Source organism: Hoskinsella mucinilytica (assembly GCF_045223415.1).
GTDB classification, from domain to species: Bacteria; Bacillota_I; Bacilli_A; order Erysipelotrichales; family Erysipelotrichaceae; genus Hoskinsella; species Hoskinsella mucinilytica.
Genome location: NZ_JBEQZJ010000039.1, coordinates 20419 through 36269, shown reverse-complemented (window position 1 = coordinate 36269; position 15851 = coordinate 20419). Strand labels below are relative to the sequence as shown.

The 15851-nt window shown below is 37.6% G+C and carries 14 protein-coding genes; all 14 read left to right on the top strand.

Translation table 11 applies throughout. From position 1 onward, the window contains the following. Window positions 1–221 precede the first annotated feature (221 nt). The 14 genes from UGRO018_RS13805 (at window position 222) to UGRO018_RS13740 (ending at window position 15707) form a co-directional block, all read left to right on the top strand. Window positions 222–971, top strand: coding sequence for a DeoR/GlpR family DNA-binding transcription regulator (locus UGRO018_RS13805; RefSeq protein WP_416327078.1), 750 nt, complete (start codon window positions 222–224; stop codon window positions 969–971). Next, on the top strand, window positions 968–1888 hold the full coding sequence (pfkB, locus tag UGRO018_RS13800; protein ID WP_416327077.1) for a 1-phosphofructokinase: 921 nt from the start codon (window positions 968–970) through the stop codon (window positions 1886–1888). Before UGRO018_RS13805 ends, pfkB begins: the two co-directional genes overlap by 4 nt. Beyond that, entirely contained in the window at window positions 1885–3774 is a 1890-nt protein-coding gene (locus tag UGRO018_RS13795; protein WP_416327076.1) for a PTS fructose transporter subunit IIABC, read from the top strand. The genes pfkB and UGRO018_RS13795 overlap by 4 nt, the downstream gene beginning before the upstream one ends. Before the next feature lie 108 nt (window positions 3775–3882). Beyond that, complete coding sequence (locus UGRO018_RS13790; RefSeq protein WP_416327075.1) at window positions 3883–4455, top strand: M23 family metallopeptidase; 573 nt, start codon at window positions 3883–3885, stop codon at window positions 4453–4455. Further along, window positions 4436–5191, top strand: coding sequence for a site-2 protease family protein (locus tag UGRO018_RS13785; protein ID WP_416327074.1), 756 nt, complete (start codon window positions 4436–4438; stop codon window positions 5189–5191). The genes UGRO018_RS13790 and UGRO018_RS13785 overlap by 20 nt, the downstream gene beginning before the upstream one ends. A gap of 112 nt (window positions 5192–5303) precedes the next feature. After that, window positions 5304–6266, top strand: a complete 963-nt coding sequence (locus tag UGRO018_RS13780) for a metal ABC transporter substrate-binding protein (RefSeq protein WP_416327073.1) — start codon at window positions 5304–5306, stop codon at window positions 6264–6266. 93 nt (window positions 6267–6359) lie between these two features. Beyond that, entirely contained in the window at window positions 6360–8945 is a 2586-nt protein-coding gene (gene polA, locus UGRO018_RS13775; RefSeq protein ID WP_416327072.1) for a DNA polymerase I, read from the top strand. 1 nt (window position 8946) lies between these two features. Next, window positions 8947–9774, top strand: a complete 828-nt coding sequence (mutM, locus tag UGRO018_RS13770) for a DNA-formamidopyrimidine glycosylase (protein WP_416327071.1) — start codon at window positions 8947–8949, stop codon at window positions 9772–9774. Then, window positions 9756–10343 carry a dephospho-CoA kinase gene (coaE, locus tag UGRO018_RS13765; protein WP_416327070.1) on the top strand — a complete coding sequence of 196 codons (588 nt, stop codon included), beginning with the start codon at window positions 9756–9758 and terminating at the stop codon, window positions 10341–10343. The genes mutM and coaE overlap by 19 nt, the downstream gene beginning before the upstream one ends. Before the next feature lie 15 nt (window positions 10344–10358). Then, entirely contained in the window at window positions 10359–11549 is a 1191-nt protein-coding gene (locus tag UGRO018_RS13760) for a DnaD domain protein (RefSeq protein WP_416327069.1), read from the top strand. Between the two features lie 2 nt (window positions 11550–11551). Further along, window positions 11552–12466 (top strand): ATP-binding protein, encoded by a 915-nt coding sequence (locus tag UGRO018_RS13755; protein WP_416327068.1) that lies wholly within the window; start codon window positions 11552–11554, stop codon window positions 12464–12466. A 100-nt stretch (window positions 12467–12566) separates the two neighbouring features. Next, window positions 12567–13529, top strand: coding sequence for a 6-phosphofructokinase (gene pfkA, locus UGRO018_RS13750; protein WP_416327067.1), 963 nt, complete (start codon window positions 12567–12569; stop codon window positions 13527–13529). A 48-nt stretch (window positions 13530–13577) separates the two neighbouring features. Continuing rightward, window positions 13578–14999: a pyruvate kinase gene (gene pyk, locus UGRO018_RS13745; protein WP_416327066.1), complete on the top strand. Its 1422-nt coding sequence runs from the start codon at window positions 13578–13580 to the stop codon at window positions 14997–14999. A gap of 135 nt (window positions 15000–15134) precedes the next feature. Next, a complete protein-coding gene (locus UGRO018_RS13740; RefSeq protein WP_416327065.1) occupies window positions 15135–15707 on the top strand; it encodes a hypothetical protein in 573 nt (190 codons plus the stop codon). Window positions 15708–15851: the final 144 nt, after the last annotated feature.

Sequence of the window (15851 nt, the reverse complement as noted above, 5' to 3'; positions counted from 1 at the left end):
TGCAAACACTTAAAATAGTTTAATTATGATTGAAGTTAGTAAATAAAGAGCAAACTCATAAAAACGCTCTTTTATGACTGTTCAGTCATTTTATAGCCTTAAAACCAATGGAAATCTTGATTATTTAATCATTAACCTCAAAAAAATGAATGAATTTGATTGTTTTGTGTTGACAAGATGACTGAATGAGCATATACTGTAGATGTAAAGAGGTGAGTGCAATGATAACCAATAAAAGACATGAATTGATCATGAAAGAAATCAAGCGGAAAAACGCAGTAACGGTCACAGATTTAGTAGATATGCTAGATACCTCAGAATCCACGATACGCCGAGATTTGTTGGAATTGGATCGACAAGGGCTACTTAGAAGGGTTCACGGAGGTGCTACTGCTATCTCACGTATGAATAGCGCTGTAGAAGATGATGTTGATAAACGTCAAATAGAACATCCAGAAGAAAAAGATGGAATTGCTCGTTATGCCGCAAAATTAGTTGAGGCAAATGACTTCGTTTATATTGATGCAGGAACATCTACATTGAAATTCATAGAATATTTAGATGAGAAAACAGCAATTTATATCACCAATGGACTTTTACAGGCACAGGCATTACTGAAAAAAGGTTTTAAAGTACAAATTGTGGGTGGTGAGATAAGGAATGTGACAGGAGCAGTGACTGGTGCTAAAGCCGTTGCGTCCATTTCGCATTATAATTTTACAAAAGGCTTTTTCGGGACGAATGGTATTGATATTCAATACGGCTTTACAACTGTAGATAGTGAAGAGGCAGCTATCAAAGAAACCGCATTACAGCGTAGTTTAATGGCATATGTTCTGGCAGATCATTCAAAGTTCCAAAAAGTGACACCGGTACGGTTTGCTCATATCGATGATGCAATCATCATTACCGATCATTGTCCTGATGAAAACTTAAAAAAACATACTAGCATTGTGGAGGTACAGTTATGATTTATACGATCACATTAAACCCATCTCTGGATTATCTTATGCATGTGGATAGCTTTATCTTAGGTGGTACCAATCGTAGCAAGGCAGAAGAAATTTACGTTGGGGGAAAAGGATTCAATGTCTCTACTATTCTTCATCGCTTAGGTTATGAAACTTGCGCTTATGGCTTCATCGCTGGTTTTAGTGGCAAAGAAATTGAAGCCCTTTTACAAAAACGAGGGTTTGCCAATGCTTTGATCACCTTGCCCGAGGGCTTCTCACGCATTAATGTAAAAATGAAGGGAGATAAAGAAACGGAAATTAATGGTTGTGGTCCTTACATTTCTTCTTCAAAACTCGATGAATTATTTCATCAACTTGATTGCTTAGAGGATGGTGATATGCTTGTGTTATCAGGTAGTATCCCAAATTGCTTAGATGCTTCTATCTATGAAGTTATTCTTCAACGCTTATCACATAAGCAAATACGAAGTGTGGTAGATGCGACAGGTACACTCTTGTTGAATGTCTTACCTTATCATCCTTTCTTGATCAAGCCTAATCAAGATGAATTAGAGGATCTCTTTCAAGTTCAAATAACATCAGAAGAAGCATTAATTCATTATGGAAAAAAACTACAGGATATGGGTGCTAAGAATGTATTGATTTCCCGAGCATCTAAGGGAGCGCTTCTGCTTACGGAAGATAAGCATATGTTTCGCTGTGGTATTGCCAAAGGAGAGGTAAAAAACTCTGTAGGTGCAGGGGATTCTATGGTAGCAGGGTTTCTTGCCGGTTATTTAAAGCATCAAAATTATCAAGAAGCACTTCGACTAGGTAGTGCCGCAGGGGGAGCTACGGCTTTTAGTGAGGATTTAGGTGGTCAGGATCTCATCATGGAATTATATGAAACATTACAAGTGGAGGAACTTTTATGAAAATTTGCGACTTATTGAAAAACGTTAGTATCAATGTTTATGCGCAAGCAACAAACAAAGATGAAGCGATTCAACAATTAGTAGAATTGATGAATCAACAAGGAAACTTAAGTGATGTAGATATATATAAAAAAGGTATCTACGCTCGTGAAGCTTTAAGTACAACAGGAATCGGCGAAGGGATAGCGATTCCTCATGCACAAAGTGAGGCGGTGACTAGACCTGGATTAAGCGCAATGGTCGTGAAAGAAGGAGTAGATTATGCATCTTTAGATGGACAATTGGCACACTTATTCTTTATGATTGCCGTACCTCAAACAGGAGGTAGCGAACACTTAGAAATCTTGGCAATGTTATCAACAATGTTGATGGATACCACATTTAAAAACGCTTTAATGGAAGCCTCTTCCAATGAAGAATTCTTAGCCTTGATCAATGAAAAGGAAGCAAATCAAAAAGCAAAAGAGGAAGAAAAAGCACAACAGCAGAAGATGTTTCAAGGAACTTATCGTCTTTTGGCAGTTACTGCATGTCCAACAGGTATTGCCCATACGTATATGGCAGCAGAAGCATTGGAAGAAAAAGCAAAAGAAATGGGAATTACCATTAAAGTGGAAACAGATGGTTCTGGTGGCACAAAGAATGCTCCTACAATAAAAGAAATAGCGGAATGTGAAGCCATCATCGTAGCAGCTGATAAAAATATTGATATGGCTCGTTTTGATGGGAAACCTGTGATTCAAGTCAAAGTTGCGGATGGTATCAATAAAGCAGAACAGTTGATCAAAGAAGCAATCAATGGCAATGTGCCGATTTATCATGCGGAAAAGGGAGGACAAGCGTTACAAGAAGCAGTTAGTAATGAAAGTCTTGGACGTCAAATCTATAAACATTTAATGAATGGTGTTTCACATATGTTGCCTTTTGTTATCGGTGGTGGTATCTTGATTGCTTTGGCTTTCTTGTTTGACGATTATACCATCGATCCAAGTAATTTCGGTAAAAATACTGAACTTGCTTCATTCTTTAAAACGGCAGGAGATATGGCCTTTGGCTTTATGCTTCCTGTATTAAGTGGTTATATTGCAATGAGCATTGCTGATCGCCCTGGATTAGCGGTAGGGTTTGTCGGTGGTGCAATGGCAAGCTCAGGTAACTCTGGTTTTCTTGGTGCATTGGTTGCTGGATTTGCGGCAGGCTATCTCATTAAAGGATTACGTAAAGTATTTGATTACCTTCCTGATGCATTTGAAGGCTTGAAACCTGTCTTATTATATCCATTCTTCGGTATCTTGCTTATGGCATTATTGATGGTGTTTATCATTAATCCACCGGTTGCGGCAATCAATGAGGGATTAACCAATGTCTTAAATTCTATGGGTGGTAGCAGTAAGGTGTTCCTAGGACTTGTATTAGGTGCTATGATGGCAGTTGATATGGGTGGACCAATCAATAAAGCAGCATATGTGTTTGGAACAGCCTCTATTGCCAATGGTAACTATGATATTATGGCAGCCGTGATGATCGGTGGTATGGTTCCACCGCTTGCCATTGCATTGGCTACATTCTTCTTTAAGAATCGTTTCACGAAAAAAGAACAACAGACAACACTTACCAATGTGATCATGGGGTTCTCCTTTATCACAGAAGGTGCAATTCCTTTCGCAGCATCAGATCCACTTCACATCATTCCCGGATGTGTGGTAGGAGCTGGTACAGCAGGTGCTTTATCTATGTTATTTGGATGTACCTTAATGGCTCCACATGGTGGTATCTTTGTGATTGGTGTGATATCTAATCCATTAGGATATCTTGCGTCCTTGATCATTGGTGCTGTTGTCGGCATGGCTATCTTGGTCGTCTTAAAAAAACCTTTAAAACAATAAACAATAGGCACGATCCGACTATGGATGGTGCTTTTTTTTGAAGGAAACAACTTTTTGTTCTTTTCCATGATCAAAAGACATATCATATAGTAGCAAGGAGGGAAGCATATGGATGATCTGCATAAAGTCAGAAGAAGAATTGCTCAACGAAGAATAGGGATTGAGGAAGAAGAACATAAAAGAGGCACACCGATGTTTCGTGTGTTATATCATGCTGTCATGCTGTTGATGTTTGTTTGCGTTGCAGTATTGGCATTATTGTTGAATCAGAAATTACATCTAGTATCGATGCCAGCTTTTGTAGAAGAGCTACATCTTGAGAATCTATCATCCTGGTTACCATTTGAGGATTGGTTTACCTTGAAAGAACAAACTGTCAGTCACTCGATCACCTATACAAAAATAGGGGATGATCAATATCGAAATGATAGTAATTCCGTTTACAACCTTTATGATGGGATCATCTTGCATATTCAACCTATGGATAATGGGAAAAGCAGTATTACCATCAAACAGGATAATGGCGTAGTAACAACGTATGATGGTGTAGGGGATGTATCTGTGAAAGAAGAAGAACGCATGCTGAAAGATAAGATTCTCGGGACCTATGAGGACCATGTTCAAATCAGCTTTATGAAAGATCAAAAAAAGCTGGAAATGAATGAAGCATTGCAGAATTAAGGTATCCTGGTTATGGATTCCTTTTCTTTTGTGCTATCCCTTTATCCCCCTATATAAAACGTTATTATTTATCTTTTTGTTTTTAAGCATTCATGAATCCGCACATATTATTGTAGCAATCTGTTTTCATTATCCGATACAAAAAGTCATCCTTTATCCTTTTGGTTTATGTGCTGTCATTGATAGCATTGGCTATCGAAGCGGGATCAAAGATTTTTTGATTCTTGTGGCAGGACCACTCACTCATCTGTTGGAGCCATTGTTGTTACGATCATTAGTGATGGTAGGTTGGATATCACAAGCTTATTGTGATTATTTATGTATGATGAATTTATCGATCTTGGTGTTCAATCTATTGCCTATATATCCCTTAGATGGTGGTAGAATGTTAGAACTATTCCTTCAGCTGATCTTTCCCTATATGTTGGCCGGTAAGCTGTTAAATCTTATCTCTATGGTCTTGATATCATGCTGTTATTTGATCAAGATGTTTCAAGGAATCAGTGGACTTGCTATTTGTATATTGTTGATCATAGAAAACATGCAATCCTATCGAAGACGACCCTATCAACGAGCCACTTTTTATCAATATCGCATGGATCATCCTTCTACGTATCCCATCAGAATGAATCATGGGAGAGAAATGTATCGTTTCGCAACCAATATCATGTTATATGAATCTAATTGGGTCAATGAAGAAGTATGGCTTAATTTACTTGGTATATCCAAAAGATAAGCAGGTACGTGTATAAGCATTGATAAATCTTGAATCTAACATTTTCTTGGTAAAACAGAGTAGGCGATACCCTGGATTTATGTTATAATTACAAACAAGAGGAGTGGGCATTATGAAAAAACTTCAATCTTTTCTTGTTATGCTACTATGCATGTGCATGCTTAGTGGTTGTGCGGAAGAACAAAAGCCGCAACTTGTAGCTACCGTCTATCCTGTAGAATATTTGATCAGCAAGATCGGTGGCAATGATGTGGTTGTGAAAAACATCAGTTCCGGTTCCTTGATTCAAAGAGCGCAACCAACACAGGACTATTTGTCTATCTTAAAAGAAAGCGATGCCTTATTTTATATTGGCGGATTAGAGCCTTATATGGATGTATATTATAATGATATTCGTTCCACAAAGGTTGATTTGGTCAATTTAGAAACAAAGAGCGCAATTTATAAATTCGAACGATATACGACTACGACCATCAATGGTATTACGACCGGAGTAGAGGAACCATATTATGAAGGAGATGCCTTCAAGATGTTGGATAGATATGATTCTGATCCAATGCTTTGGATGGATCCTGTTGCAATGACTTCTATGGCCAATGATATCTATGATTATATGGTTGAAAAATATCCGGAATATCAAAAGATCTTTGCGTCAAATTATGAACAATTGGAAGTTGATCTAGCACGATTAGATGCGGATTTCCAAAAAATTAATGAAGAAAAAATGGAAATCAGCTTTGTTTCCATGACACCAAGCTTTGGCATTTGGCAAAAATCCTATGGTATCAATGTCTATCCTGTTTGTTTAAGCAAATATGGAGCACTACCTACCAAGGAACAATTGGAAGTCATCAAGGCACGAATTCAGCAAGATAAAGTGCGTTATATGGTGCTTGAGCAAAATTTACCTGAAGACATGGAAAAACTTCAACAAGAGTTGATTGATGAATTGGGTTTGATTCCAATCAATATGAGCAATCTTTCTACGATTTCGGAATCGGATCAAAAGGCAACCAAAGACTATCTTACGATCATGTATGAAAATTTGAAAATGCTGGAATCTATGGCTTCTTAAAGGTCGCAAGACCTTTTCTTTTTGTTTTTGTGTGTATTGCTTGCGTGTAGGTATCAAAACTGTGGTAAAATATAGTACAAATGGAGGTAGTTTATGAAAAATTTATTATTGATAGATGGCAATTCTATGTTGTTTCGAGCATACTATGCAACCGTATATGGAAGAATGATGAAAACAAGTAATGGCATTCCTACCAATGCAGTATATGGATTTATCACTATGATCAACAAAGCATTGGATATGATTCAGCCTGATGCAGTTTTGGTCGCATGGGATGCAGGAAAACCAACCTTTCGCCATGAAACATATAAAGAATATAAAGGAACAAGAAAACAATTGGATCAAGAATTGATCGTACAATTTCCTATTGCCAGAGAATATTTGGATAGCTATGGATTAATACGTTATGAATGTGAAGGGATTGAAGCAGATGATATCATTGGCAGTATGGCTAAAAAATATCCTGATGTCAATATCCACATCCTTTCCAGTGATCGTGACTTACTACAGTTGATCGATCCTACAACAGATGTCTATCTAATGAAAAAAGGAATCAGTGAAATGGAAGTCATGGATGAGGCCAAGTTGATGGAAACCATGGGCATTAAACCTTGTCAGATCATAGATTTAAAAGCATTGATGGGTGATACTGCTGATAACATTCCCGGTGTTAAGGGAATTGGCGAAAAAACAGCACTGAAACTGTTAAATGAATATACAACCGTTGATTCGGTATATGAGCATTTGGATGAAATCAAAGGAAAGCTAAAAGAAAAGCTTTCCACTGATCAAGAAAAGGCATTTCTATCAAAATATTTGGCTACCATCAAAACAGACGCACAGATTCCTTTTACGATGGAAGAATTGAGCATGCCTACGCCTGGAGAATCCTTACATGATTTTTATGTAAAATATGAGATGAATAGCTTTGTTAAAGCTACGATGAATAAAGAAAAAGTCGTCAAAGAAAGTACTCGTAAGGTCGTTACAAAGGTCAGTGAGGATTTGTTGAAGGCAGATAGTTTGGTCTATGCAGATGTGGATAATGAACCATATTACGATGCTATCCTTCATGGATTTGCGATTAGCTATCAGCAACAAAATGAATATATCACGTTATCTGATGCGAAACAAGATATTGCTTTTCTTACCTATTTGAAGGAAAATAACCAAAAAGCAGTGTATGATGCGAAAAACTTTTACCATGCATGTCATAAAAACCAGATACCATGTGGAGATATCAGCTTTGATGTGATGATTGCGGCATTCCTGATAGATGGCACATTGACCGATTATGATAAGCTACAGGAACGCTATCAATTTGATCGTAGTATTCGTAAAGAGGATGTCTATGGAAAACGAGGAAAACCTAAACTGATCGATGGCGAAACACAAACAACCTATGCAATGATGCAAGCAGATGAATTACAGGATCTGATCGTTCCACTGAAAGAACAGCTAAAGGAAATGGAAATGCTGGAATTATTTGAAACCATTGAGATGCCACTTACAAAGGTATTGTACGCAATGGAAAAAGAGGGAGTCGTTACCAGTCTTTCTACATTAGATGCCATCGCTGAGCAAACAGCGAAAAAAATCGAAGAACTAAGTCGATCCATTTATGAACTAGCTGGTATGGAATTTAACATCAATTCACCAAAACAGTTGGCTACGATTTTATATGATGAGTTAGGTTTAAAAGCCGGAAAAAAACGAAGCACAGCCGCAGATGTTTTAGAGAAACTAGTACATGTTCATCCTATCATTCCATTATTATTGGAACATAGAAAATATCAAAAGATTTATAGTACTTATGCTGTTGGTTTAAGTAAGCATATATTAAAAGATGGTAAGATACATACGATCTTTAATCAAATTCAGACACAGACAGGCCGTTTGTCAAGTAGTGAACCAAACCTACAAAATATTTCCGTACGAGATGAAGAAGGAAAAGAAATCAGAAAAGCCTTTATCGCCAGTCCTGGACATGTTTTGTTGAGTGCCGATTATTCCCAGATCGAATTGAGAATGTTGGCACATATGGCGAATGAATCACAGATGATCGACGCCTTTAACCATAACATCGACATTCATACCAAAACAGCAATGCAAATTTTCGATGTGGACCATGATGAAGTCACTCCTTTGATGCGAAGAAGTGCAAAAACCGTTAATTTCGGTATCGTATATGGACAAAGTGATTTTGGGTTGAGTGAACAATTGGGAATATCTCGCAATGAAGCACATAACTTTATCGAAAAATACTTTGCGTCTTATCCTTCTATTAAGACATTTATGGATGCTACCATTGCATACTGTGAAGAACATGGCTATGTTAAGACGATATTTCAACGCCGTAGATATATTCCGGAAATCAAAGATAAAAATTATATGATGAGAGAATTCGGAAAGCGTGCTGCGATGAATGCTCCGATTCAAGGAAGTGCCGCAGATCTGATTAAGTTGGCAATGATATCAATATTCAAAACGATGGAAGAAAAAGGCGTGAAATCACGGATGATCCTGCAGATCCATGATGAACTGATTTTCGATGTTTGTGAAGATGAAATCGAATTAATGAAAGATATCGTAGAACAGGGAATGCAAAATGTCATGACATTAAAAGTTCCGTTGATTGCGGAAGCAAACATCGGAAAAACTTGGTACGAGGCGAAATGATATGCCAGAGCTTCCAGAAGTAGAAACCGTATTAAGAACATTAGAACATCAGCTTCAGCATCCAACCATCCTACATTGCGATGTCTTTTGGCAACGTACAATTGCCTATCCCGATGTGAAAGAATTTCAATCGACCATCATCGGAAAAAGAATCGAAGATTATCGACGTTTCGGCAAATTTCTGATATTTGATCTCGGAACACATATTTGGGTGTGTCACTTACGTATGGAAGGGAAGTTTTATGTGCAAGATGCACAAGTTCCTTATGATAAGCATGTGCATGTTATGTTTACGCTAGACAATGGTAAACAACTTCGCTATCATGATACGAGAAAATTTGGTAGAATGTGGCTATATGAAAAAGCACAGGATCAACGCTATCCTTGCTTTCAGAAATTTGGATATGATGTTTTTGATGATCGATTGACTGCAGATTATTTATATAAAAAAGTTCATAAAAGAAAGAATGCTTTGAAAGTGATCTTATTGGATCAAAGTGTATTGTGTGGTATTGGTAATATTTATGCGGATGAAATATGCTTTGCGATGGGTTTGCATCCACAAACCTTGATTCATCATCTACGAAAAAAAGATTTTGAAGAGTTGATCATTCAGACTCGAAGGATCATGAATGGGGCTATTCGATCAGGTGGTACCACGATTCGATCTTATACCTCCAGTCTTGGCGTAGATGGACGCTTTCAACTTAAATTAAAGGTTCATGGAAAAAAAGGAGAAGCATGTAGCGTGTGTGGTACAGAAATCAAAAAGATCACAGTTGGTGGACGTGGCACAAGTTATTGCCCTGCATGTCAAAAACGAAAATGAAAAAAGTTGGATTGACAGGAGTCATGGGTGCTGGTAAATCCAGTGTCATTGAAATATTAAAAGAAAAAGCGATACCGGTATTGGATTGTGATCGAATCAATGAAGCATTATTACAAGTGGATCATGCGGGTTATCTTGGTTTGGTGGCTACCTTTTCCGATCAGATATTAAATGATCAAAAACAGCTTGATAAACAAAAAATGAGTGATATGATCTTTTGTGATCCCATCAAAAAACAACGGGCGGAGGCAATTTTACATCCATTGATCAAAACAGAAATCGAGAATAAAATGGCAGCTCTCACGCAATATCCCTTGGTCGTAGTAGAAGTTCCTTTGCTGTTTGAGATACATTGGGAATCTTATTTTGATGAAATTTGGGTTGTCGCAAGTGAGGAATCGATTCTTTTAGAACGATTATCAAAATTTCGTCATGTTTCCAAAGAAGAGGCGAAGCGAAGACTGGCTGTACAAATGCCACAACAAGAAAAAATAGCAAGAGCGGATGTTGTTTTATGGAACAATGAGGATAAAGAAGCGTTACGAAAACAGATCATTGCGCTTCTTTGATGAGAGGTGAGATATATGCTGAATAAGGAAGATAAATGTAAGATCGAGATTTGCGGAGAAATGAGTATGGAACGCTTGGCTTCCTTTCAAATGCTGTATACACCTTTGATTGGTATGGATGCTGCGACACTTTATCATACCATGTTGGGAATTGGAACCAGACATGCCAAAATCAAAAATCATTTGTTAATTGCAAGCATATCAAAACTAAGTATGGAAGTCATGGAAAAAAGCAGAAGGATACTAGAACAATATTTACTTGTGAAAACATTTTATGATGCTATTCACAATGCTTATATCTATCAGTTATTCATGCCGAAGGAAGGAAATGAATTTTTACGACATGAAGTATTCGGTCGATTATATATCAAGGAAATGGGAAAACAAGTTTACGAATTCAATAAGTTATGCTTTGCTCATGATATAGAGGATAAACGTCAATACCAAGAGATTACCATACCATTTGAAAATGTATTAAAGGAAGAATGGGAAGATGAGCAAGAGGCCTTATTTAAACAGATGAAGCCTTCTAACGATATGGTATATCAAAATGACATTCCCTTAAGCTTTAACTTTGATCGCTTTTTGAGTGGATACTCTACGATGGTGTTTCCTTTGAGTGCCAGAACAGGAGAAAATCTACATGCGATCGGGGAACTTGCGACCATTCATGGTATCTCTGAGATGGAAATGCGTAAATTGGTTTCTCAATGCATTGATCTAAAAACAGGTAGGCTAAACATAGAAGCATTAAAGAAAAAAGCCAGGAGCGCCAAACCAGTTTATGAAGAAAACAAACATGATCCGTATGCTCTTCCACCTGTTATTTTTATGCAGAAAAAACAAAACGGTGTTAAGGTCAGCAATGCTGATAAATTTTTAATAGAAAATTTGATCACCGAATTTAAAATGAAACCAGAAGTGGTCAATGTCTTGATCGAATATGTGTTAGAAACCACCAATCAGCGCTTTACCAGAAATTATGTAGAGAAGGTTGCAGGTGTATGGATTCGATTAGGTATTGATACAAGTGAAAAGGCCTTAGCTCAAATCGAACAAGAGAAGAAAGAGAAAAAACCGAAAAGTAAGGTTGAAACAAAAGAACTACCGGAATGGTTCCATCATCAAGAGCTTGTTGAAAAGGATCATCAAGAAGTAGATGAAGCACAATTGGCACAGATGTTAAAAGAATTAGGAGGTGAGTAAATATGGATCGAGTTCATTTTCAATATGAATTAAGTGAGGAACAAAAGGAAAAGAAACAAAAGTTGGTCGCATCTTTATTAAAAGAAGAAAAAGTCATCGCTTGGATGAAACAAGAAGCGGTAGATGAACAAGTCATACAAGCACATAGCGGGCGTGTAAAGGATTGGTTGGATACCGTACAAAAATGTGCTCATTGTCAAGGCTTGATGTTTTGTAGACAACCACAAGTCGGTCATTATCTAGATTTATATATGGATGGCTTTTTAAAAAGCAGATTGACATCATGTACTTATTTGATACAAAAGCAACAACAATTTACGCATCAAGCAAAGTATGCTCAGGCAGATATGAATGAAGAAATGTTAAAAGTTGATATTTCTAAATTAGATCTGACAAAAGAAAGCAATGACTATAAACTATGTGTACTTGAAATAACAAAAAATTTAATGGATGAAACAAGTACAAAAGGGGTATACTTATGGGGAAAACCGGGAGTTGGTAAATCATGGCTTGCATCTGGTATGAGCAATTATTATGCACGTAAAAATATACGTTGTGCATTTGTGAATGTGCCTAAGTTAATTTCTGATCTAAAGCTGATGTTTCAAGATCCGGAAGGAATGGAAAAAAAGTTGACAATGCTTAGAAAAGTAGAGGTCTTGGTGTTAGATGACATAGGGGGAGAAAGTGTCACGAGCTGGAGTAGAGATGATATCTTATTGCCAATCTTAGAGGCGAGAATGCAGGCGAAAAAGAAAACGATCTTCACAAGCAATTATGCTATGAAAGATTTAAAAGAGCGTTTGAGAGTAACTTCCAATAGAGTATCAGAACCGATCGCCGCAGAACGTGTATTGGAACGAATTCATGCGTTATCTGATGAATTATTCGTGAAGGGGGAAACTCGAAGATTCTGATACGAGGAGCAATCGTAAATAATTGCTAGTAAAACACAAAGAAATGCTAGTCAAAATTGTAAGAAAATGGTATGATAATGAAGTGAATGGAGGAATTTTTATGGTAAAACGTATTGGTATTCTGACATCTGGTGGAGATGCACCAGGAATGAATGCTGCCATCCGTGCCGTCACAAGGGTTGCATTGAACAGTGGAATCGAAGTATTCGGTATCTATGATGGATACAAGGGAATGGTTGAAGGCTATATCGAACCTTTAACGAAAGCCTCCGTTGGAGAAATCATTGACCGTGGTGGTACGGTTCTTGGTTCTGCTCGACTTCCTGAGTTCAAGGATCTTGAGGTACGGAAAAAAGCAGTTGCCCAACTGAAAAAACGTGGGATCGAGGCAGTTGTTGTTATCGGTGGAGATGGTTCCTATCGAGGAGCACTTGCGTTGACAGAAATGGGTATCAACTGTATAGGTTTACCAGGCACCATTGACAACGATATCACATGTACTGATTTTACAATTGGTTTTGATACTGCTTTAACCACGATTGTAGAAGCAGTCGACAAACTGAGAGATACTTCTAGCTCCCATCATCGATGTTCTATCGTTGAAGTGATGGGAAACCGCTGTGGTGATTTGGCTATTTGGTCAGGAATCGCTTGCGGTGCTGAAATCGTGATTACTTCTTCCACTGGCTTTGAGGAAGGCGAAGTGTTGGAAAGATTGCGTGACTTTGATTTGATTAAGAAAAAACGTCATGCCATCGTTGTGATTTCAGAAAAAATTACGGATGTACACCAGTTTGCGAAAAAGGTTAGCTTGAATACTGGATTTTCTGGTAGAGCCACGGTTTTAGGCCACGTTCAACGTGGTGGATCACCGACACCAACAGATCGAGTGTTAGCAAGCCGCATGGGTGAAAAAGCCGTTGATTTACTGATGCAGGGCATAGGAGGTCAATGTGTCAGTATCAAAGACAACCAGATCATAGCTGTACCGATCGAAGAAGCTTTGAGTATGCCTAGGGAATCCCGTAAGCGTCTACTCAACCTGTTTGATCGACTGGTATAATCTGTCAGACAAACGACGTAGGTTAATTAGGAAAGGAAATTAGAAAAAATGCTAGTAAACAGAAAGACAAAAATTATCTGTACCATTGGTCCTGCCAGTGAAAACAAGGAAATGATGACCAAATTGGTAGAAAACGGTATGAACATCATCCGTTTGAACTTTTCTCATGGTGATTATGAGGAACATGGAAACCGTATCAAGACAGTTCGTGAAGTAGTAAAGGAAACAGGAAAAAATGTTGCTATTTTGCTTGATACCAAAGGTCCAGAAGTTCGTTTGGGAGATTTCGCAAACGGTCAGGAAACCTATGAGAAGGGTGATATCGTAACCATCGTTCGTGAAAAAATATTAGGAACACACGAAAAATTTCATATTCAATGTCCTGAAATCTTTGATGATCTAGATGTTGATGGAACGATTTTGATTGATGATGGAAAATGTCGTTTGACAGTAATTGATAAAAAAGAGGGAGAGCTTACTTGTCGTATTGAAAACCCTCATACATTAAAAAGTAAAAAAGGATGTAATTTACCTGGCGTTAAGCTAAGCATGCCATTTATTTCCGAAAAGGATGAAGCTGATATTCGTTTCGGTTGTAAAATGGGTGTAGATTATATCGCTGCTTCTTTCACAAGAAGAAAAGATGATGTTCTTGCTATTCGCAAGATCTTAAAAGAAGAAGGAAAAGAAGATATTCAAATCATTCCAAAGATTGAAAATCAGGAAGGTTTCGATAATCTAGAATCTATCTTAGAAGTTGCAGATGGTGTTATGGTTGCCAGAGGAGACTTAGGTGTAGATGTATCATTAGAATTGGTACCGATCTATCAGAAAAAGATCATCAAGACAGCCAATGCATTAGGGAAACCAGTAGTAACTGCTACTCACATGTTGGAAAGTATGCAAGGAAATCCTAGACCAACACGTGCAGAGGCAAGTGATGTTGCCAATGCGATCCTTGATGGAACAGATGCTATCATGCTTTCTGGGGAATCCGCTGCAGGTCTTTATCCAGTAGAAGCTGTTCAGACTATGGATAAGATTGCAAAAGCAATGGAACCAGAAATTCCATACAGAGAAAGATTGAAAAACTCTATCAAAACAAGTCAGAGAACTAAGAATGATGCAATTGCGATTTCTGTAGCCGATACAGCAATGGCATTGGATGTAGCAGCTGTTATCGCCTTTACACAGAGCGGAACAACAGCTAGAAGAATTTCTAAATTCCGTCCGGAAGCACCAATCATCGCTGTAACGTTTGATGAAAAAACACAGCGTTCATTAGCTGCAAACTGGGGTGTTACAACGGTGTTATCTGAAGTAGCAAACAACCAGAATAATGAATGTGAATTAGCACGTGCAATTGCAAAAGAAATGGGAATCAAAGTTGGTGAAACGATCATCATCGTAGCTGGATATCCAGTTGGATGTGGCGCAACCAATACTATGAAAATCATTGAAGTAAAATAAAAATCTGAAAGCATGGTTTAAATACTGTGCTTTTTTTGTTCAATTTTAATAGGAATTTTGAAAAAATCTAATTTTTGATCGAAGGATAGACAGGATAGAAACAATCATGTTACACTAAAAACAAGGAGGTGCTGTATGAAAGAAAAAAAGATTTCAATCTGTTTGCGATGGGGCGCAATCGCCTTAATGTTTATCGGAGGCTATTTTTATACAAAACCCTCTGCATCAATGACTCCCTCAGGTTTCGCCGCTTTAGATTCCTCGATACCGGCTCTTGATAAATTGACGCAATTTGATTTCGAAAATGAACAACAAGAAGATAACGGTATTTCAGGTGAAGTTGCTTATCAGCCAATGCAAATAGCCAAGCAACAACCATCAAAAGATACTTCTGATACAAAAATATCACAAGATAAAAAACAAGCAACGACAACCACACAACATAAAGAAAATGAACGACAAGAACATAAAGTGGTAACCAAACAGATCATCACAGAACCAGAAGAAGAAATCGTGGTGCGAACAAATCATCAATATATCGGTAACAGTGGAATGGTTTTCATGACTTATGCAGAAGCGGAAGCCTATGCAAAACAACAGATGGTGGATTATCCGGATACCACACAAAGTTATACCATCAAAGAATCATGGGAATATCCAGTAGATGGTTCTTTACAATATACCGTTGATTTTACCTTTGTATCATAAGCACAATGCGTGCTTTTTTTCTGCAATATGATAGAAACCGTAACAATTGTTATAATGACGGTAAGAAAGAGAAAGTAATTGAAGAATTTTCTCAAAGGATATAGGAAAACGTATTCAAAAGTGATAAAATAATACTATCAATGA